An 18,662-nucleotide genomic window follows, 5' to 3' on the forward strand; every position below is an offset into this window, starting at 1 on the left:
TCCTCCACCCCACAGCCCCGCCCCGGACGGTTCCCCGGCCGCCGCGCCGGGCATGATCACTGGCTGGGAGTGCCTGATTCGTGCGGCACACTTGGGGCGCGAAGACCGATGTGAAGGATGGGTATGCCGACCACACCTGCCACCACGACGCACACTCCGTCGAACGGCGCCGCGAACGCGATCCTGCTGGAACTGGTCGACGAGCACGGTGTGACGATCGGCACCGCGGAGAAGCTCGCCGCTCACCAGCCGCCGGGACAACTGCACCGCGCCTTCTCGGTGTTCCTCTTCGACGAACGGGGCCGACTGCTGCTCCAGCAGCGGGCGCTGGGCAAGTACCACTCCCCCGGTGTGTGGTCCAACACCTGCTGCGGCCACCCCTACCCGGGCGAGGCGCCCTTCGCGGCGGCGGCCCGGCGCACCCACGAGGAACTGGGTGTCTCCCCGTCACTGCTCGCCGAGGCGGGCACGGTCCGCTACAACCACCCGGACCCGGACTCGGGCCTGGTCGAGCAGGAGTACAACCACCTGTTCGTCGGCATGGTGCAGTCCCCGCTCGCTCCGGACCCGGAGGAGGTCGGCACGACCGTCTTCGTGACCCCGGCCGAGCTGGCGGAGCGGCACGCGAAGGACACCTTCTCGGCGTGGTTCATGACGGTGCTGGACGCGGCCCGTCCCGCGGTCAGGGAGCTGACGGGCCCGTCCGCCGGCTGGTGAGCGCCCTCAGGGCACGCGCACGGTACTGAACGGCAGGGCGGCCCAGATCACCTTGCCGCCGCCGGCCGTGTGCTCGACGTCGCAGGCCCCGCCCGCCTCCCGGGTGACCTCGCGCACCAGCAGCAGCCCCCGGCCCCCGGTCTCGCTGTGCGCCGCTTCCAGGGCGGTCGGACGGTAGGGGTGGTTGTCCTCGACGGACACCCGCACCCACTCCGCGCCCACGGCCACCTCCACGGCGAGCATCGGCGAGAGCAGGGCCGCGTGCCGGACGGCGTTGGTGACCAGCTCCGACACGATCAGCAGGAGTCCGTGGACGAGGTCCTCCGAGGCGGGCACGCCCTGGCGGTACAGCAGGTCCCGTACCGCGTGCCGTGCCTGCGGGACGGACGCGTCGACGGCGGGAGCGGTGAACCGCCACACGCCCTCGTACTCGTACGGCGGTGGTGGTGGCGGGGGTGGCGGATCCGGGGTGCCCAGGGCGCCCGGGCCGAGGGGGTCCGGTCCCAGAGGGGCCTCTCCCAGAGGGTCGGGTCCGAGAATGTCTTGTCCGAGAGGGTCCGGTTCTGAAGGTTCTTCTTCCGCGCCGCCTGGTGGGCGGGGGCCGTACCCGCGCCCGTGGTCGTCCATTCTCCGGTCGCCGTCCTCGCGCTCGATTGTCACCACACGTCGAGTGTTGGCAGCGCGTCGTTCCGACCCACGGGACTGAACAGAAGTCAGCAGATATCGAGCACTTCTGATCGTTACGGCATGACGCGATCACATGCGGGACCGTTTACGACCGGTTCGCACCAGCTCTGCGAACTATTCGGGTGAGGTCGGTTTGGCGGCGGTCTCATGTTGTTCGGAGACGATACCGACGATCTTGCGGCCGCCGAAGCCGGTCGCGATGAGGCCGAGACCGTCGAAGAGCAGCGCGAGCGAGAAGAAGCAGCCGATCACGTACTTGCTGTTGCTCGGCCAGGAGGCCAGCACCAGGATGCCGAGCAGCAGGCCGAAGGCCCCCTGCACCAGCGTCCAGCCGAACTGCGGTCCGCGCACCACCAGGCTGCCCGCCAGCCGGAACACCCCGCCGGTCAGGAAGAGCAGCGCGGCGAACATGGTCAGGGCCGCGGCCGCCGCCTCCGGGCGCCCGATGACGACCACGCCGGCCGCGATGTTCAGGGCGGCGACCACGACACCGAGCCAGAAGAAGTTGGAACCCCGGGCCTGGATCGCGTGGAGCAGTCCGACCGTGCCGCCGATCAGCAGGAGCCAGCCGAACAGGAGCATCGAGGTGAGCGTGGCCAGCCCGGTGTAGGCCAGCCCGACGAGTCCGGCGACCACCAGGATCACGCCGAGCGCCGCGAGCCGGCCGAAGTCGCGGCTCAGCTTGGCCGTCTCACTGTTCTCCGCCTTGTTCACTGCCATACGGGGCCTCCTCGCGCTGCGGCCCCCTTCCTGATCGTACGGTCGAGGGGTACGGCTAGCATCCGACGCATGGAGCTCCCGGAGCCGCAGCTGCTGCACACCGTCACCGAATCGGTCGCCACCGTCGTAGTCCACCATCCGGCCAAGCGCAATGCCATGACGGCCGCGATGTGGCGGGCGCTGCCGCCGCTCCTGGACACGCTGGCCTCCGATCTGGACGTACGGGCGCTGGTGCTCACGGGTGCGGGCGGGACGTTCTGCGCGGGCGCCGACATCTCCACGCTGCGTCAGGCGCCCGAGGACGCGCAGAGGCTCGCGGTGGACGCCGAGGAAGCGCTGGCCGCGTTTCCGAAGCCGACGCTCGCGGCGATCCGGGGGCACTGTGTGGGCGGCGGGTCGCAGCTCGCGGCGGCCTGCGATCTGCGGTTCGCCGAGGAGGGCGCGCTGTTCGGCGTGACACCGGCGAAGCTCGGGATCGTGTACGCGGCGTCCTCCACGCGGCGGTTGGTGTCACTGGTCGGTCCGTCGGCCGCCAAGTACCTGTTGTTCTCGGGTGAGTTGATCGACACGGAGCGGGCACTGCGTACGGGCCTGGTCGATGAGGTGCTGCCCGAGGGTGAACTCGCCAAGCGGGTCGGGGAGTTCACCCGGACTCTGGTCTCCCGGTCACAGCTGACCCAGGCCGCGGCGAAGGAGTTCGCGAACGGGCGCACCGACCGCGACGCCCACTGGGCCGGGCAGGCGCAGGGCAGCGGCGACAGGGCGGAGGGTGTCGCCGCGTTCCTGGAGCGCCGTCAGCCGCGGTTCACGTGGTCGGTTCCCGGCCGAGGATGAACCGGCTCCTCGACCGGAGCAGGTCGACGACGTCGGCGGGTGCCTTCTGCGGGGCTCCGGCGTCGTAGGGCGGCTGGGGGTCGTACTCGATGCCGAGTTGCACGGCCCGGGCGACGAAGTCTCCGGCGATGCGGCCGATCAGCGCGAGCCCCATGTCGATGCCCGAGGAGACTCCGGCCGCGGTGACGTACTTGCCGTCGGTCACCACCCTCTCCCCCGTCGGCTCGGCCCCGAACTTCCGCAGTTCGTCGAGCGCCAGCCAGTGCGAGGTGGCGCGGCGCCCCTGGAGGAGGCCCGCGGCGGCGAGCAGCAGGGAGCCGGTGCACACGGACGTCGTCCAGGTACTGGTGGCGTCGGCGGCGCGGATCCAGTCGAGGAGTGCCTCGTTCTCCATCTGCGGGGTCTGCCCTGGGCCGCCGGGGACGACGAGGACATCGGGGTTCGGGACCTCGGTCAGGGTCCGGTCGGCGATCAGGGCGAGGGTGCCGCTGTCGGCGCGGACGGGGCCGGTCTCCTCGGCGACGAAGACGACCTCTGCGTCAGGGAGGCGGCCGAGGGTCTCGTACGGCCCGACCGCGTCCAGGGCGGTGAAACCGTCGAAGAGGACGATGGCGATCTGCACGGGAGTCCTTTCAGTGGGCGGGCGCCGGGCGGAACCGGCGCCGGTACTCGGCCGGTGCCGCGCCGAGCGTTCTGACGAAGGCGCGGCGCATGGCCTCCGGGGTGCCGTAGCCGCTGGCGCGGGAGATCTCCTCGATCCCGTCGGAGGTCTCTTCGAGGAGTCGGCGGGCGTGTTCCAGCCGCACCCGGTCGACGTACCGGCCCGGTGTCATGCCGGTCTCGGCCTGGAAGGCGCGGGCGAAGTGGCGGGGTGAGAGACGGGCCCGGGCTGCGAGGGTCTCCACGCTCAGATCGTCGGCGGGGTGCTCGGTGATCCAGTGCTGGACCTCGCGCAGCGGTTCGCGCTGCGCGGTCTGGGCGGCGAGCTGGGCGCTGAACTGGGCCTGGTTGCCGGGCCTGCGCAGGAAGACGACGAGGTGGCGGGCGATGGTGAGGGCGGTGTCCCGGCCCAGGTCCTCCTCGACCAGGGCGAGGGCGAGGTCGATGCCCGAGGTGACGCCGGCGGACGTCGACACCTGTCCGTCCCGGATGTAGATCGGGTCGGGGTCCACCTCGACGGCCGGGTGGTCGCGGGCGAGCTTGTCGCTGTACGCCCAGTGCGTGGTGACGCGGCGGCCGTCCAGCAGCCCCGCCTCGGCGAGCCGGATCGCGCCGGTGCACACCGAGACCAGGCGCTCGGCCGCCGGCCCGTGCTCACGCAGCCAGTCGGTCAGGCGCGGGTCCGGGCCTCGGGTGCCCTGGCCGCCGGGCACAAGGAGGGTGTGCGGGGCACCGGTCCGCGGAAGGGACTCGTCCGGTACGACGGTCAGGCCGCTGGAGGTGCGGACGGGAGCGCCGTCCAGTGAGGCGGTTCGGATGCGGTAGGTGCCCGGGGTGTGCTGCTCGGCGCCCGCGAAGACCTCCAGGGGGCCGGTGAGGTCGAGGCTCTGCATGCCGTCGAACAGGACGAAGAGAACGGTGCGCTGCGCCATGCGTCCGATTCTTGTGGCAGAGCCCGATGGCGGCAATGACGGGTTCCCCACCTTTTCTGCCATCGGGTGACTCCCTGTCGGTGACTCCCTCACCGGGGGATACCAAGCGGTCGGTAACCTGCCCTTCATGACCTCTGACGCCCTCGAACCGCGCGCCGGCCGGCGCTGTCAGCAGCCGCTCAACTCCCTGCACGCCGCGCACTACTTCTCCGCCGACCTGGCCGGGGAGCTGGCCGCGATCGGCGTCACCCATCCCAGGGCCGTCAACTTCGCGGTGCGGTCGGCCGCGCTGGGGCCGGTCGGCGCGGGGGCGGTGGCTGCGGCGTTCTACAACTACAAGTACGAACTGGTGGCCGAGCATGTGCCCGCGGTGTGGCGTACGGCCACGCCCGAACAGGTCCTGGCGGCCCGTCTGCGTGCCGTCGACACGACACTGCGCCGGCTGCTGGGGGACGAGGCCGTGGCATCCGACGCCATGGCCGAGGCCGCGCGGCTCGCGCTCCGCGCCGGCGAGGCCTGCACGCGCGGCGGGCGCCCGCTGTACTCCGCACACGCCGACCTGCCGGTTCCCGAGGAGCCGCACCTGGCGTTCTGGCATGCCGCGACGCTGCTGCGTGAGCACCGGGGCGACGGGCATCTCGCCGTCCTGATGGCCGCGGAGCTCGACGGTCTGGAGGCCCTGGTGACCCACACCGCGACGGGCCGGGGCATGACACCGCCGTGGGTGTTCACCACCCGCGGCTGGACGCGGGAAGAGTGGGACGCGGCCGCGGGACGGCTCCGGGAGCGCGGGTTGCTGGACGCCGGCGGTGAGCTGACGGAGCGGGGTGTCGCCCTGCGGGAGCGGACCGAGGCGGAGACGGACCGGCTCGACCGGGCCCCGTACGAGCATCTGGGCGCCGCGGGTGTGCGGCGGCTGACGGAACTCGCGACGGGGTTCGCCCGGGCGGCGATGACCGCGGGGGCCTTCCCCGCGGACCTGATCGGCAAGGGCTGAACCGCGGCGGCCCGCCGGAGTCCCGTACCGAAGATTGCCGGGCCGTAATGGAGGTACCCGTTCCGCTCCCGGTCGCCGTGGCCGGGAGACGAAAGGGGATGTACATGTTTGGCGCGATCGCAGACGTACTGCGCCAGATCGGTGGCGCAGTGGCCACCGTGGTGACGCTCCCGTTCCGGGCTGTGGCCCGGCTCTTCGGCGGTGCGTCCGGCTCCACGAGGAGCCGCCGGGCCTGACGGTCACGGCCGGATGACCGCGCCCTGATCCCCGACTGTCGGTGCCGCCTGCCACAATTGCCGCGCAACCCCAGTGAGAAGGCGGTACGGGATCGTGACGACACCCGGGTCCAGCGGGTCCATCAGCGTAGGGTCCATCGAAGGCAGGATCGCCGAGGAACTCGGCGTACGGGAACGGCAGGTGAAGGCTGCCGTGGAACTGCTCGACGGCGGTTCCACGGTTCCCTTCGTCGCCCGCTACCGCAAGGAAGCGACCGAGGAACTCGACGACGCGCAGCTGCGCACGATCGAGGAGCGGCTGCGCTATCTGCGGGAGCTGGAGGAGCGACGGACCGCGATCCTCGACTCGGTGCGGGAGCAGGGCAAGCTCACCGCGGAGCTGGAGGCGCAGATCCGGGGCGCGGAGACCAAGGCGCGCCTGGAGGACATCTACCTGCCGTTCAAGCCGAAGCGGCGGACGAAGGCCCAGATCGCGCGCGAGGCGGGTCTTGAGCCGCTCGCCGAGGGCCTGCTGGGCGATCCGAGCGTGGATCCCCTCGCCGCGGCCGCCGCGTTCGTCGACGCGGACAAGGGCGTCGCCGATCCGCAGGCCGCCCTCGACGGCGCACGGGCGATCCTGACCGAGCGGTTCTCGGAGGACGCCGACCTGATCGGCGAACTGCGTGAGCGGATGTGGGTGCGTGGACGCCTGGCCGCCAAGGTGCGGGACGGCAAGGAGGAGGCGGGCGCCAAGTTCGCCGACTACTTCGACTTCTCCCAGCCCTTCACCGAGCTGCCCTCGCACCGGATCCTGGCGATGCTGCGCGGCGAGAAGGAGGACGTCCTCGACCTCGTCCTGGAGCCGGAGGAGGCCACGGAGGGTCCCTCGTCCTACGAGGGAATCGTCGCCGGGAGGTTCCGGATCGCCGACCGCGGCCGCCCCGGCGACAAGTGGCTGAAGGAGACGGTCCGTTGGGCCTGGCGGACCCGCATCCTCGTCCACCTCGGCATCGATCTGCGGCTGCGGCTGCGGACGGCCGCCGAGGACGAGGCGGTCAACGTGTTCGCGGCGAATCTCCGCGACCTGCTGCTCGCCGCCCCGGCCGGCACCCGCGCGACCCTGGGCCTGGACCCCGGCTTCCGCACGGGCGTGAAGGTCGCAGTGGTCGACGCGACCGGCAAGGTGGTCGCCACCGACGTCATCCACCCGCACGTCCCGGCCAACAGGTGGGACGAGGCGATCGCCAAGCTGGCCCGGCTGGCCAAGGAGCACGCGGTCGAGCTGGTCTCGATCGGCAACGGCACGGCGTCCCGCGAGACCGACAAGCTCGCCGGTGAACTCATCGCCAAGCACCCGGAGTTGAATCTCACCAAGGTGATGGTGTCCGAGGCGGGCGCCTCCGTGTACTCGGCCTCCGCGTTCGCCTCGCAGGAGCTGCCCGACATGGACGTGACGCTGCGCGGCGCGGTCTCCATCGCCCGCCGGCTGCAGGACCCGCTGGCGGAGCTGGTGAAGATCGACCCGAAGTCCATCGGTGTCGGCCAGTACCAGCACGACCTGTCCGAGGTGAAGCTGTCGCGTTCGCTGGACGCGGTGGTGGAGGACTGTGTGAACGGCGTGGGGGTGGACGTGAACACCGCGTCCGCTCCGCTGCTCTCCCGGGTCTCCGGGATCACCTCCGGGCTGGCCGAGAACATCGTGTCGCACCGCGACGCCAACGGTCCTTTCACCTCGCGCACCGAGCTGAAGAAGGTGGCCCGGCTCGGCCCCAAGGCGTACGAGCAGTGCGCCGGCTTCCTGCGGATCCGCGGCGGCACCGACCCGCTGGACTCCTCCAGCGTGCACCCCGAGGCGTACCCGGTGGTGCGGCGCATGGTGAAGACCGTGGGGCAGGAGGTGGCGTCCCTCATCGGCAACACCGGTGTGCTGCGCTCGCTGAGGCCGCAGGACTTCGTGGACGAGACGTTCGGTCTGCCCACGGTGAGCGACATCCTCAAGGAGCTGGAGAAGCCGGGGCGTGACCCTCGGCCGGCCTTCAAGACGGCCACGTTCAAGGAAGGCGTCGAGAAGATCTCCGACCTGTCCTCCGGGATGGTGCTGGAGGGGGTCGTGACGAACGTGGCGGCGTTCGGGGCGTTCATCGACATCGGCGTCCACCAGGACGGGCTGGCGCATGTGTCCGCGCTGTCGAAGACGTTCGTCAAGGATCCGCGGGACGTGGTGAAGCCGGGCGACATCGTCAAGGTGAAGGTGCTGGACGTCGACATTCCGCGCAAGCGGATCTCGTTGACCCTGCGGCTCGATGACGAAGCGCAGGCCTCCGGCGGTGAGCGGCGTCAGCAGCAGCGGGGCGGGCGGGCCTCTCAGCAGCGGGCCCCTCAGCAGCGGCAGCAGCAACCGCGGCAGGCGCCTGCTCCGGCCAACAACGCGATGGCCGACGCGCTGCGCAAGGCCGGGCTGCTGGATTCCAAGAAGAAGGGGCGGTAGCGGTTTGTGGGGAACTGCGGGCCGGCTGTGGCTGGTCGCGCAGTTCCCCGCGCCCCTAACGAGTTTCCGTTACCTTGCCCGAACAGATCTCCAGACGGCGAGTCACGTGCACCGCGTCCAGCATTCTGCGGTCGTGCGTCACCAACAGCAGGGTGCCCTCGTAGGCGTTCAGGGCCGACTCCAGCTGCTCGATCGCCGGGAGGTCGAGGTGGTTGGTGGGCTCGTCCAGGACCAGGAGGTTCACTCCTCGGCCCTGCAACAAAGCGAGCGCCGCCCTGGTGCGCTCGCCCGGGGACAGGGTCGCCGCCGGGCGCAGCACATGGTCCGCCTTCAGGCCGAACTTGGCCAGCAGGGTGCGGACTTCGGCGGGCTCGGTGTCGGGGACGGCCGCGCCGAACGCGTCCATCAGGGCCTCCGACCCGTGGAACAGCTTGCGGGCCTGGTCGACCTCGCCGACCAGGACGCCGGAACCGAGGGAGGCCTGTCCCGCGGTCAGCGGCACCCGGCCCAGCAGGGCGCCCAGCAGTGTCGACTTGCCCGCACCGTTGGCCCCAGTGACCGCGACCCGGTCCGCCCAGTCGATCTGGAGGGAGACCGGGCCGAGCACGAACTCACCCTGGCGCACCTCGGCGTCCCGCAGGGTCGCGACGACCGCGCCGGAGCGCGGGGCGGAGGCGATCTCCATCCGCAGGTCCCACTCCTTGCGGGGTTCCTCGACGACGTCGAGGCGTTCGATCATGCGCTGGGTCTGGCGGGCCTTGGCGGCCTGCTTCTCGCTGGCCTCGCTGCGGAACTTGCGGCCGATCTTGTCGTTGTCGTTGTTCGCCTTGCGCCGGGCGTTCTTGACGCCCTTGTCCATCCACGAGCGCTGCATCTGCGCCCGGTCCTGCAGCGAGGACCGTTTGTCGGCGTACTCCTCGAAGTCGTCGCGGGCGTGGCGGCGGGCCACCTCCCGCTCCTCCAGGTAGGCCTCGTAGCCGCCGCCGTAGAGGTTGATCTGCCGCTGGGCCAGGTCGAGTTCGAGGACCTTGGTGACGGTGCGGGTGAGGAATTCGCGGTCGTGGCTGACGACCACGGTGCCGGTACGCAGGCCCTTCACGAACCGCTCCAGGCGCTCCAGACCGTCCAGGTCCAGGTCGTTGGTCGGCTCGTCGAGAAGGAAGACGTCGTAGCGGGAGAGCAGGAGGGACGCGAGGCCCGCCCTGGCCGCCTGGCCGCCCGACAGGGAGGTCATCGGCAGGTCCAGGTCCACTGCCAGGCCCAGGGAGTCGGCGATCTCCTCGGCCCGTTCGTCGAGGTCGGCGCCGCCCAGGTCCAGCCAGCGCTCCAGGCTCGTGGCGTACGCGTCGTCCGCGCCCGGTGTCCCGTCGACCAAGCCCTGGGTCGCCGCGTCCATCGTGCGCTGGGCCTCGGCGACTCCGGTGCGGCGGGCGAGGAACGCGCGGACGGTCTCGCCGGGGCGGCGCTCCGGCTCCTGCGGCAGGTGGCCGACGGTCGCCGACGGCGGGGAGAGCCGGAGCTCCCCCTCCTCCGGTGCGAGCAGCCCGGCGAGCATCCTGAGCAGGGTGGACTTGCCCGCGCCGTTGGCCCCGACCAGGCCGATCACGTCTCCGGGCGCGACGACGAGGTCGAGCCCGCTGAACAGGGAGCGGTCGCCGTGGCCGGCGGCGAGGTTCTTGGCGACAAGGGTGGCAGTCATCAGACCGCCGATCCTAACGGCCGCAGCGGATGCCCGGTCCTCCGCTTTCAGCGTGCCATGGCCTCCACCAGGACACTTCCCGAGGCCCGGGCCACCACGAACGACTCCCCCTTGACCGCCTTGGCGTCCAGGGGGATCCGGTGCCGGCCCGCCTCCAGGAGACCGTCGAAGACCTCGTGGGCGTGGGTCCGGTAGAGCCGGTCCAGGCGGTACGCCGTCAGGCGCACCCGGCACGGTGAGGTGATCTCGACGCCCGCCTCGCCGTCGGCGGCGACCAGGTGGGTCAGACGGCGCTGTTCGACCGGGCTGCGGTCCAGGGCGTGCTCTATCTGGGCCACGAGGAGCGGGACGATCGGGGCGAGGCCGTCGACGTAGGCCACGTCGACGCCCGCGTGGTGGAAGGAGTGGCGCACGGCGGCACGTTCCTCCTCGGTGACCGCGCGGCCGAAGGCGACGGCGCCGTAGCGGCGCAGTTCGTCGGCGGGGACGTCGGCCACGCCGTGGGTGATGTCGGCGCCGATGCCGATGGTGCGCAGGGCTGCGGCCAGTTTGGCGAGGACGGCGACGCGGGCGCCGATGAGCAGGACGCGGCGGCGGGCTCCCGGGGACTCGCCGTCCTCGTCCCGGAGGAGGGAGTCCAGGGCGGCCCGGTACTCGTCGCCCCGGAAGCGGAAGGGACCGATGCCGTGGTAGCCGTTGAGCTGGAGGTCCGCGGTCTCCTCGGTCTGCCAGGCGAACTCCCGCCAGATGAAGTCGTCGCCGTCCCGTTCGATGACGGCGGTGACGGCACCGCAGGCGAGGTCCTCGCACTCGGGGCAGCCGTAGATGACATGACGGCCGCCCGGAAGCGGGGCGTCCGTCTCGCCCAGGAGGCTGCGGACCTGGGCGGTGAAGATCGCGGGTGGGACGTCGGAGGCGAGGGGGGAGACGGCGTCGAGGTCGGAGAGCTGGAAGAGGAGCGGGCGGCCGTCGACGATGAAGTCCACGAAGTCCCGGTGGATCTGGAGGTCACCGTTGGCGAGGACTCCACCGGCACGCATCGCCGGTGCCAGGCCGAAGGTCGCGTATGCGGCAGACATGCTGTGAGTATTCCCGGCTCCGGGGCGGTCTGAGCACGGCATGAGTCATTCCGTTAACGGCCCCGCGCGGAGGGTGTGCCAAGTGGCGGGTTCGTGGTGGTCCGGGGCCGGGCCGTCCGCGCGCGTGGGCGCCACAGCGACTCGACGAAAGCCGGGGAGAGCGGCCGCGCGGACCGGGGCCACCGGCGTACGCACGGTCGAAGGGGTACCGGGCGCGGCGGGCCTGGACGAGGCCGACGGACTCGCCCCGGCCCGCGCACACGGGTCACACGTGGTCGTGGCCCAGCGGGTCGCCCTCGGTGTCCGTGCCGGGGCCCGGGCCGACCTTGATCTCGAAGTCGCCGTCGTACTTCTTGTGGCCCTCGATCACCGCGAGTTCGACGGCCTCGGAGCCCATCGCGCCGCGCACGATGACCGGGTCCCGGCGCAGGTCCCGCATGAGGGCGACGCACATGCCGATCATCACGAGGACGAAGGGCGCGGCGGCCAGGATCGTGAGGTTCTGCAGGCCGGTGAGCGCGTCGCCCTGGCCGCTGCCGACCATCAGCATGATGGCGGCGACGGCTCCGGTGACCACACCCCAGAACACGACGACGAAGCGGCCGGGTTCGAGTGCGCCCCGCTGGGAGAGCGTGCCCATCACGATGGACGCGGCGTCGGCGCCGGACACGAAGAAGATGCCGACCAGGATCATCACGAGCAGGCTGGTGGCGGTGGCCAGGGGGAACTCCTGGAGTACGCCGAAGAGTTGGCCCTCAGGGGTGTTCTCGCCGCCGAGTGCGCCGCCCTCCTTCAGCTTCATGGCCGTACCGCCGAAGATCGCGAACCAGACGAGGCTGACCGTGCTGGGCACGAGGATGACACCGCCGACGAACTGCCGGATCGTGCGGCCGCGGCTGATGCGGGCGATGAACATGCCGACGAAGGGCGTCCAGGAGATCCACCAGGCCCAGTAGAAGACGGTCCAGCTGCCGAGCCAGTCCGCGACGCCCTTGCCGCCGCTGGCCTCGGTGCGGCCGGCGAGCTGGGGCAGGTCGCCGAGGTAGGAGAAGACCGAGGTGGGCAGCAGGTCAAGCACGATGATCGTGGGACCCGCGATGAACACGAACACGGCGAGGACCAGGGCCAGCACCATGTTGGTGTTGGACAGCCACTGGATGCCCCGCTCGATGCCGGAGACCGCCGAGAGCACGAAGGCCAGGGTCAGCACGGCGATGATCGTGACGAGCAGCCCGGTGCTGACGTCGTCCATCCAGTCCAGTTCCCGGAAGCCGGAGCCGATCTGGAGGGCGCCGAGGCCCAGGGAGGCGGCGGAGCCGAACACGGTGGCGATGATCGCGAGGATGTCGATGACCCGGCCGGCGGTGCCGTTCGCGTGCTTCTCCCCGATGAGCGGGGTGAAGACGGCGCTGATGGTCTGACGCCGGCGCTTGCGGAAGGTGCTGTAGGCGATGGCGAGGCCGACCACCGCGTAGATCGCCCAGGGGTGCAGCGTCCAGTGGAAGAGGGTGGTGGCCATCGCCGTCTCCATGCGTTCGCCGGAGTTTGGCGGGTTTGTGCCCGGGGGCGGGGTGGTGTAGTGCGCGAGCGGCTCGCTGACGCCGTAGAACATCAGGCCGATGCCCATGCCCGCGCTGAACATCATGGCGACCCAGGACACCGTCCTGAACTCGGGTTCCTCGCCCTCGGCGCCGAGGTGGATGCGGCCGTAGCGGCTCATCGCGAGCCACAGGGCGAAGACCACGAAGCTCGACGCGGCCAGGATGAAGGCCCAGCCGCCGTTGTGGATCAGTCCGCCGAGCATCGTGGTGGAGACGTCCTCCAGCGAGTCCGTCCCCGCCCATCCCCAGATCACGAAGGCCACGGTGATGGCGGCGGTGACGCCGAACACCACCATGTCGGTCTGTTGGCCGAGAACGCCCGCGGGCCCTTCCCGGCCACCTCTCTTCTTCAGGTCTTCAGTCATCTGCGGCACCTTCCCCTGGAGCGGTGGATACGCCGGGATTCACACAGTTCCCCAGGACCTACCACAGCTACCGCAGATCTCCACCGATTCAGCAGCCGGTGTCGGGCTTCCCGGCCGGTTCTCCGGTCGTCAGGGCGGGACGAGGGCGCCCTTCGTCCTCACCCCGCCCGGTTCGGGCGGGTCGGCCCCGCGCGCGGATGCGAGCAGGGCCGCCGTGTCCACGGTGACGTATCGGATCGTCATCCGCCCTCGGGGACGCGGTGGGCGGTGCGCGGTGCCCGGACGCCGTCGAGGGCCGTGGCCTCGTCCGGTACGACGGTCCCGGCGCCCTTCGTGGCGTGTGCGAAGGCGGCCGCGCCGCCGACCAGCGGGACCCGGGCCGAGGTGCGGGACAGGTCGATCGTGAGGGTGGGCCTGGTGGACGGCGGGTCGATGAGGTCCTTGTCGGTGCCCGCGACGATCAGGGCGAGGCGGTGGCCCGCCGGGACGACGTGGTCCGTGGCGCCCAGGTCGAGGGTGATCGTGTAGGCCTTGCCCGGGGTGAGCGGGACGCCCTTTCCGGGGTCGGCGTAGGTGCCGAGGTCGGCCCAGCCGCGGCTGACGACCGTGTGGTCGACGGCGGTGGTCTTGGCCCGGGTCGCCTTGAAGCAGGCGCTGTCGCCGGTCGTGCTGACGCCCCAGCAGGTGCGGTCGGTGAGCGTCGTGATGCCCTCGCCCGAGGCCGCGTAGTCGCGGATGGTGTCGGGGCCGAGGTCCACGAGGACGGCGGAGAGATGGGCCGTGGTGGTGGTCGGAGTCACCTGCACGGTGGCCTTGGAGGAGCCGGACAGCCGGAGGTTCTTGGTGAGGGTGCCGGTGGTGAAGCCCGCCTTGTCGGGGGTCGGTGTGTCGATCCGGGCGGCCCAGTCGGTCTCGCTGAGCGCCGGGTCGTCGGTGAAGGTCTCGGTGCCCTTGGCCTTGGTCAGGCCGAGGGTGCCGACGCCCGGCTGTGCGCCCTTCGCGGGGCGGAGCGTCGTCGCGGAGGTTCCGCGCGGGGGCCAGGTCGTCGAGGTGACCCACTGGTCGGGGTGGCGCTCGATGTCGGCCATCGGCTCACGGTCGACCCCGTTGTCGTAGCCGAGGAGTTCGTGGTCGAACCAGCGGTGCAGGGTGTCCACCCACTGCGCGCGACGGAAGTCGAAGGGGTCGACGTGGCCGGTCTGGGAGAGCCAGATCTTGCGCTCGACGCCGTTCTTCGCGAGGGCGTCCCACCATGGACCGAGGTGCTGGAGACGGACGTTGAGGTCCTGCATGCCATGGACCGCGAAGACGCTGGCCCTGACCTTGCGCGCGTCCTTCACGTAGTCGCGTTCGGTCCACAGCGGGGTGCGGTCGCCGGTGCGGGGCGCCTGGTCCACGAGCTTGCGCTGGACGGCGGCGCACCTGGCGCGGGCGTCGGGGCTGTCGACGTAGTCGGAGAGCCAGTCGGGGCCGGAGTCGTAGAGCGGGGCGCCCTGGGCGAAGTAGTAGTCGTACCAGGTGGAGATGGCGCTGATCGGGACGATGGTCTTCAGGCCCTCGACCCCGGTGGCGGCGACACCGTTGGCGATGGTGCCGTCCCAGCTCTTGCCGATCATGCCGGTCCTGCCGTTGGTCCAGCCGGCCCTGGTCTTCGCGGTGCCCGTGCGGGTCGTGTAGGCGGTGGCTCGGCCGTTCAGCCAGTCGACCACCGCTTTGGCGGACTGGATGTCGGATCGGCCGCCGACGTCCACACAGCCGTCGGAGCGGTTGGTGCCGGCGAGGTCGACGCCGACGAAGGCGTAGCCGCGGGGCACGAAGTAGTTGTCGTAGAACAGCGGCATCTGGACGACGTGGCCGTTCGCGTCGTACGTCTTCAGCTGGCTCTCGTTGCCGCGTCCGCAGCAGGAGTAGTACGGGCTCGCGTCCATGATGACCGGCACCTTGCGGCCCTGCCGGTCGAGTTCGCGGGGCCGGACGATGTCGACGGCCACGCGGTCGGTCTTCCCGTCACCGTCGCCGTCGAGCCGGGTGTCCACCCAGACGGCTTCGCGGACGGCGTTCTCGTACGAGTAGACGGGTTGGCTCACCCGGGTCTCCCGCGAGACCGTCTGGGCCGGTGGCTGTGCCTGTGGCTGTGCCTGTGCGGTCGCGGGTGCGAGGAAGGTGGCCAGCAGGGCAGCGGTGGCTGCGGCTGCTGTCGCGAGCGGTCTCCAGGTCGTGAAGCGCGTGCGTATCGACATGCGCGGACGGTACTGCGGTCAACTCCCGTGCAAAAGAGGGCCCCTTGCGACCAGAACGGCCGGATGACGATCGTGTGACACGGGTGGCCATGGACACACCCAGCTCACAGGTGGTGAATAGGCTGCGAACAGACTCGGTCCCCCCACGACTTGGAGCTTTCGTGCACCGCAGACTCATCGCGCCGGGCGCACTCGCGGCGGCCTCCCTGATGCTGGCGATCCCGGCGTCGGCGGCGACCTTCTCCCCCGGCGCTCCGGGTATCGGCGACCCCTACTACCCGGCCTACGGCAACGGCGGATACGACGTCGACCACTACGACCTGCGGCTGAAATACCAGCCGGCGACGGACGAACTGGAGGGCACGGCCACCCTCCTGGCCCACACCACACAGGATCTGTCCCGCTTCGATCTGGACTTTCTCCTCGACGTGAGCGAGGTGCGGGTCAACGGATCGAAGGCGTCGTTCACCACCTCGGGCGAGCACGAACTGGAGATCACGCCGAAGACACCGCTGCCGAAGGGCACCGACGTGAGTGTCGTCGTGCGCTACAGCGGAGTGCCGTCGTCGAAGCAGGCGTACGGCTTCACCAGCTGGCACCGCACTCCCGACGGCGGGGTCGGGGCGAACGAGCCCGAGTCGGCCTGGTGGTGGTTCCCGAGCAACGACCACCCGCTCGACAAGGCCACCTACGACGTGTCGGTCCTGGTTCCGGACGGCAGCCAGGCCATCTCCAACGGAACGCTCCAGTCGACGAGTTCACGCCTCGGCTGGACGCGCTATGCCTGGCGCTCCGACAAGCCGCAGGCCACCTATCTCGCGACCCTGGCCGTCGGGAAGTTCGACATCACCACCGGGACGACCGACGGCGGCATTCCGGTCGTCAACGCCTACAGCAAGGACCTCGGCGCCAACTACGGGGCCGCGCGGGCCAGCGTGGAGCGGACCGGGGAGATCGCCGACTGGCTGAGCGGCTACTTCGGGCCGTACCCGTTCGACGCGCTTGGCGGCTATGTGCCGAACACGAACACCGGGTACGCGCTGGAGACGCAGACCCGCCCCTTCTACAGCCCGCGGCAGTTCGCGAACGGGTCCAACACCTCCGTGGTCGTGCACGAGTTGGCCCATCAGTGGTACGGCGACCTCGTGTCCGTGCGGGGCTGGAAGGACATCTGGATCAACGAGGGCTTCGCGCGGTACGCGCAGTGGCTGTGGTCCGAGCACGAGGACGAGGGCACGGCACAGGAACTCGCCGACTACGTGTACGCCTCGCATCCGGCCGACGACGCGTTCTGGACCGTGAAGCCGGGTGACCCCGGGCCGGAGAACCAGTTCGACATCGCCGTCTACGACCGGGGCGCGCTGGCTCTGCAGGCGCTGCGCAACGAGATCGGCGACGAGGCGTTCTTCGCGGTGCTGAAAGGCTGGCCGCAGAAGCACGCGTACGGCAACGCCTCCGTCGGCGACTTCCGGACATACGCCGAGGAGGTGTCCGGGCAGTCGCTGAGCGCGCTGTTCGACACGTGGCTCTTCCAGCCGTCGAAGCCGGGGGCGCCGGCGGCGCGGGGCGCGTCGATCGCCAAGGCTGCGGGGGCCGTCGTACAGCCGAAGTCGTGGAGGAAGATCGCCGCGACGGACGACGTACACGCCGGTTAGGGCCTCAGGGCGGTCCTAACCTTCGACACCCGTCGAGGTGTGGGCCGCCCCGACCGGCTTGGACTCCGGTGAGCCGCGCTGTCCGAGGTAGACGGAGAGAACGGCCATGGAGGCAACGGCGAGGAGTTCGGACTGCCAGTTCTGCAGGGTCCGGCTCCAGAAGTCCGCGGAGCCGAGGTAGCTCCCCCAGCTCATGGGGGCCTGCAGACTGCGGAGTTGCTCCTCGTTGTACGCGGCGACGCCGCTGATCGACTGGGCCAGCCAGGAGAAGGCGAACAGGGTGCCCATGACCAGTCCGAGGGAGTGGGAGTAGAGCGCCTGGCGCAGTCCACCGGCACCGGCCCATCGAGGGGAGTCGTGGCGGGCGTACCGTCCGACCCGCTGATCCCTGTCGGATTCGGCTCCGGCCTTGTGCATCTCCTTGGACTCGGGCGAGCCCCGCTGCAGGAGCCAGACGGTCGCGGTGATGTAGAGGAAGAACTGCAGATACTCCGACTGCCAGTTCTCCGACACGTCCACGGCGAAGTCGGACGACATCAGGTACTCGCCGAATCCGACCTGGGTGAGTCCTTCCGAGGCGAGCTGGTTGTTGAAGTCCGCCTGGCCCGCGATGGCCTGCCCGGCGAGGGCCGGCAGGAATCCGATGCCGAAGACCAGACCGAGACCGTTGTCACGCAGGAAGCCGCGGGTGCGTGTGCTCATCGGTGCATCAGCCCCAGGACGGTGAGGTAGACGAGGCCGCTGAGGACGACGACCAGGCAGAGCGTGAACATGGTCCGCATACCTCCTCAGCCTCCCTGGATCGTGCACTGGTACGGCCGGCCCGGGCGGGGGGTGCACCCCGCGGCGACGACCTTCCAGCCCCCGGGGAACAGGGAGAGGAAAAGGGTGTCGGCGTCCAGGACGACACGGGCCTGCCGGCCGTGGACGTCCACGCGGTGGGCGGTGCCTCCGAGTGAAATGTCCTGGGAGGAGATCGCCTTGTCGCAGCTCGCCTTCTCGGACTGCTCCAGTTCGCTGCGGGTTTCCGGGGCGAGCGCCGCGCACAGGCCGTGAGCCTCGTGGGTGCGGAGCAGGTGCTCGAATCCGGCGGCGGTGGATTCGGCGTCCGAACGGCGGTCTCCGGCACTGCCGCAGCCCGAGAGGACCAGTCCGAACAGGGCCAGGAATACCAGCGTGCCGCTGCGGAGCGCCTTTCTCACACCCGCCGGGTACCCGATCTCCAGGGATTCGAGAATGGGGCCCTACGGGCCGGGCTCGGGCGCGTCGACGTCCTGGGTCAGCTCCCGCTTCCCCCGTGGTCGTAGACCGTGACCGAGAGCCCCCGCTTCAGCAGCCGCTCCACGATCAACGGCTCCACCCGGGACCACTTTCCCCCGGCGAGCCCGCACCCTATCCGTGGCATGTGCACGGACGCGTCGAGCTCCACGGCCTTGTCGGCCAGCCGCCCCAGTGCCTCGTCGATCGCCTCGTACCGCACCGGGACGCCCTTGCTGCCCGTCCGTATGCCCCGCTGCCCGACCATGTTGGCCACCCAGACATAGGGTTCGACCTGCACGAACTGAACCGCTCCCAGCCCGAAGTCGCTGGACGCGCGCCCCCGGTGCCAGGAACGGTAGGCGGCCTCCGGCTCGGGCCAGCGGCGGGAGAGGGCGACCACGAAGCCCTTCCCCCACCCCCCGATGTCATTGCAGACATGCGCGATCACCTTGACGCCCTTCACGGACGGAGTGGTGGCGTCGCCTCGGATGTACGTGATCTCCCCCATGACGT

17 protein-coding genes are annotated in these 18,662 nt (G+C 70.7%); 6 read left to right on the forward strand and 11 right to left on the reverse strand.

Annotation, left to right across the window (positions count from 1 at the left end; all coding sequences use genetic code 11):
* The first annotated feature begins 123 nt into the window (after positions 1 to 123).
* Complete coding sequence (gene idi / locus ACZ48Z_RS11480; protein ID WP_468735593.1) at positions 124 to 717, forward strand: isopentenyl-diphosphate Delta-isomerase; 594 nt, start codon at positions 124 to 126, stop codon at positions 715 to 717.
* A 6-nt stretch (positions 718 to 723) separates the two neighbouring features.
* On the opposite strand, the gene ACZ48Z_RS11485 is transcribed toward idi, so the two are convergent.
* On the reverse strand, positions 724 to 1,380 hold the full coding sequence (locus tag ACZ48Z_RS11485) for an ATP-binding protein (protein WP_468735594.1): 657 nt from the start codon (positions 1,378 to 1,380) through the stop codon (positions 724 to 726).
* Positions 1,381 to 1,518: 138 nt separating this feature from the next.
* The gene (locus ACZ48Z_RS11490; RefSeq protein ID WP_468735595.1) at positions 1,519 to 2,124 is read right to left on the reverse strand and encodes an HdeD family acid-resistance protein; all 606 of its coding nucleotides are present in this window, start codon (positions 2,122 to 2,124) and stop codon (positions 1,519 to 1,521) included.
* A gap of 69 nt (positions 2,125 to 2,193) precedes the next feature.
* Here ACZ48Z_RS11490 and ACZ48Z_RS11495 point away from each other — a divergent pair, with 69 nt between their 5' ends.
* Positions 2,194 to 2,958 (forward strand): enoyl-CoA hydratase/isomerase family protein, encoded by a 765-nt coding sequence (locus ACZ48Z_RS11495; protein ID WP_468735596.1) that lies wholly within the window; start codon positions 2,194 to 2,196, stop codon positions 2,956 to 2,958.
* On the opposite strand, the gene ACZ48Z_RS11500 is transcribed toward ACZ48Z_RS11495, so the two are convergent.
* The gene (locus ACZ48Z_RS11500; protein ID WP_468735597.1) at positions 2,930 to 3,580 is read right to left on the reverse strand and encodes a DJ-1/PfpI family protein; all 651 of its coding nucleotides are present in this window, start codon (positions 3,578 to 3,580) and stop codon (positions 2,930 to 2,932) included. The genes ACZ48Z_RS11495 and ACZ48Z_RS11500 overlap by 29 nt on opposite strands.
* 10 nt (positions 3,581 to 3,590) lie before the next feature.
* Complete coding sequence (locus ACZ48Z_RS11505) at positions 3,591 to 4,550, reverse strand: GlxA family transcriptional regulator (protein WP_468735598.1); 960 nt, start codon at positions 4,548 to 4,550, stop codon at positions 3,591 to 3,593.
* A gap of 127 nt (positions 4,551 to 4,677) precedes the next feature.
* On the opposite strand from ACZ48Z_RS11505, the gene ACZ48Z_RS11510 reads away from it, so the two are divergent.
* The 3 genes from ACZ48Z_RS11510 to ACZ48Z_RS11520 all read left to right on the forward strand — a co-directional run bounded on the left by ACZ48Z_RS11510 (position 4,678) and on the right by ACZ48Z_RS11520 (position 8,250).
* Positions 4,678 to 5,547, forward strand: a complete 870-nt coding sequence (locus ACZ48Z_RS11510; protein WP_468735599.1) for an SCO6745 family protein — start codon at positions 4,678 to 4,680, stop codon at positions 5,545 to 5,547.
* A 104-nt stretch (positions 5,548 to 5,651) separates the two neighbouring features.
* On the forward strand, positions 5,652 to 5,783 hold the full coding sequence (locus ACZ48Z_RS11515) for an LPFR motif small protein (protein ID WP_468735600.1): 132 nt from the start codon (positions 5,652 to 5,654) through the stop codon (positions 5,781 to 5,783).
* A gap of 94 nt (positions 5,784 to 5,877) precedes the next feature.
* Positions 5,878 to 8,250: a Tex family protein gene (locus ACZ48Z_RS11520; protein WP_468735601.1), complete on the forward strand. Its 2,373-nt coding sequence runs from the start codon at positions 5,878 to 5,880 to the stop codon at positions 8,248 to 8,250.
* A gap of 55 nt (positions 8,251 to 8,305) precedes the next feature.
* Here ACZ48Z_RS11520 and ACZ48Z_RS11525 read toward each other — a convergent pair whose 3' ends face one another.
* The 4 genes from ACZ48Z_RS11525 to ACZ48Z_RS11540 form a co-directional block, all read right to left on the reverse strand.
* Complete coding sequence (locus ACZ48Z_RS11525) at positions 8,306 to 9,949, reverse strand: ABC-F family ATP-binding cassette domain-containing protein (protein ID WP_468735602.1); 1,644 nt, start codon at positions 9,947 to 9,949, stop codon at positions 8,306 to 8,308.
* A 47-nt stretch (positions 9,950 to 9,996) separates the two neighbouring features.
* Positions 9,997 to 11,028, reverse strand: a complete 1,032-nt coding sequence (locus ACZ48Z_RS11530) for an oxidoreductase (protein ID WP_468735603.1) — start codon at positions 11,026 to 11,028, stop codon at positions 9,997 to 9,999.
* 265 nt (positions 11,029 to 11,293) lie between these two features.
* Entirely contained in the window at positions 11,294 to 12,994 is a 1,701-nt protein-coding gene (locus ACZ48Z_RS11535) for a BCCT family transporter (protein WP_468735604.1), read from the reverse strand.
* 239 nt (positions 12,995 to 13,233) lie between these two features.
* Positions 13,234 to 15,234, reverse strand: a complete 2,001-nt coding sequence (locus ACZ48Z_RS11540; RefSeq protein WP_468735605.1) for a Xaa-Pro dipeptidyl-peptidase — start codon at positions 15,232 to 15,234, stop codon at positions 13,234 to 13,236.
* A 161-nt stretch (positions 15,235 to 15,395) separates the two neighbouring features.
* Between ACZ48Z_RS11540 and ACZ48Z_RS11545 the strand changes: the two genes are divergently transcribed.
* A complete protein-coding gene (locus tag ACZ48Z_RS11545) occupies positions 15,396 to 16,889 on the forward strand; it encodes a M1 family metallopeptidase (RefSeq protein ID WP_468735606.1) in 1,494 nt (497 codons plus the stop codon).
* A gap of 15 nt (positions 16,890 to 16,904) precedes the next feature.
* On the opposite strand, the gene ACZ48Z_RS11550 is transcribed toward ACZ48Z_RS11545, so the two are convergent.
* The 3 genes from ACZ48Z_RS11550 to ACZ48Z_RS11560 all read right to left on the reverse strand — a co-directional run bounded on the left by ACZ48Z_RS11550 (position 16,905) and on the right by ACZ48Z_RS11560 (position 18,657).
* Positions 16,905 to 17,591 (reverse strand): DUF6766 family protein, encoded by a 687-nt coding sequence (locus ACZ48Z_RS11550; protein WP_468735607.1) that lies wholly within the window; start codon positions 17,589 to 17,591, stop codon positions 16,905 to 16,907.
* An 86-nt stretch (positions 17,592 to 17,677) separates the two neighbouring features.
* The gene (locus ACZ48Z_RS11555) at positions 17,678 to 18,091 is read right to left on the reverse strand and encodes a hypothetical protein (RefSeq protein ID WP_468735608.1); all 414 of its coding nucleotides are present in this window, start codon (positions 18,089 to 18,091) and stop codon (positions 17,678 to 17,680) included.
* A 77-nt stretch (positions 18,092 to 18,168) separates the two neighbouring features.
* Entirely contained in the window at positions 18,169 to 18,657 is a 489-nt protein-coding gene (locus tag ACZ48Z_RS11560) for a macro domain-containing protein (protein WP_468735609.1), read from the reverse strand.
* Positions 18,658 to 18,662 lie beyond the last annotated feature (5 nt).

The sequence above is a fragment of the Streptomyces sp. NPDC031225 genome (assembly GCF_055570355.1).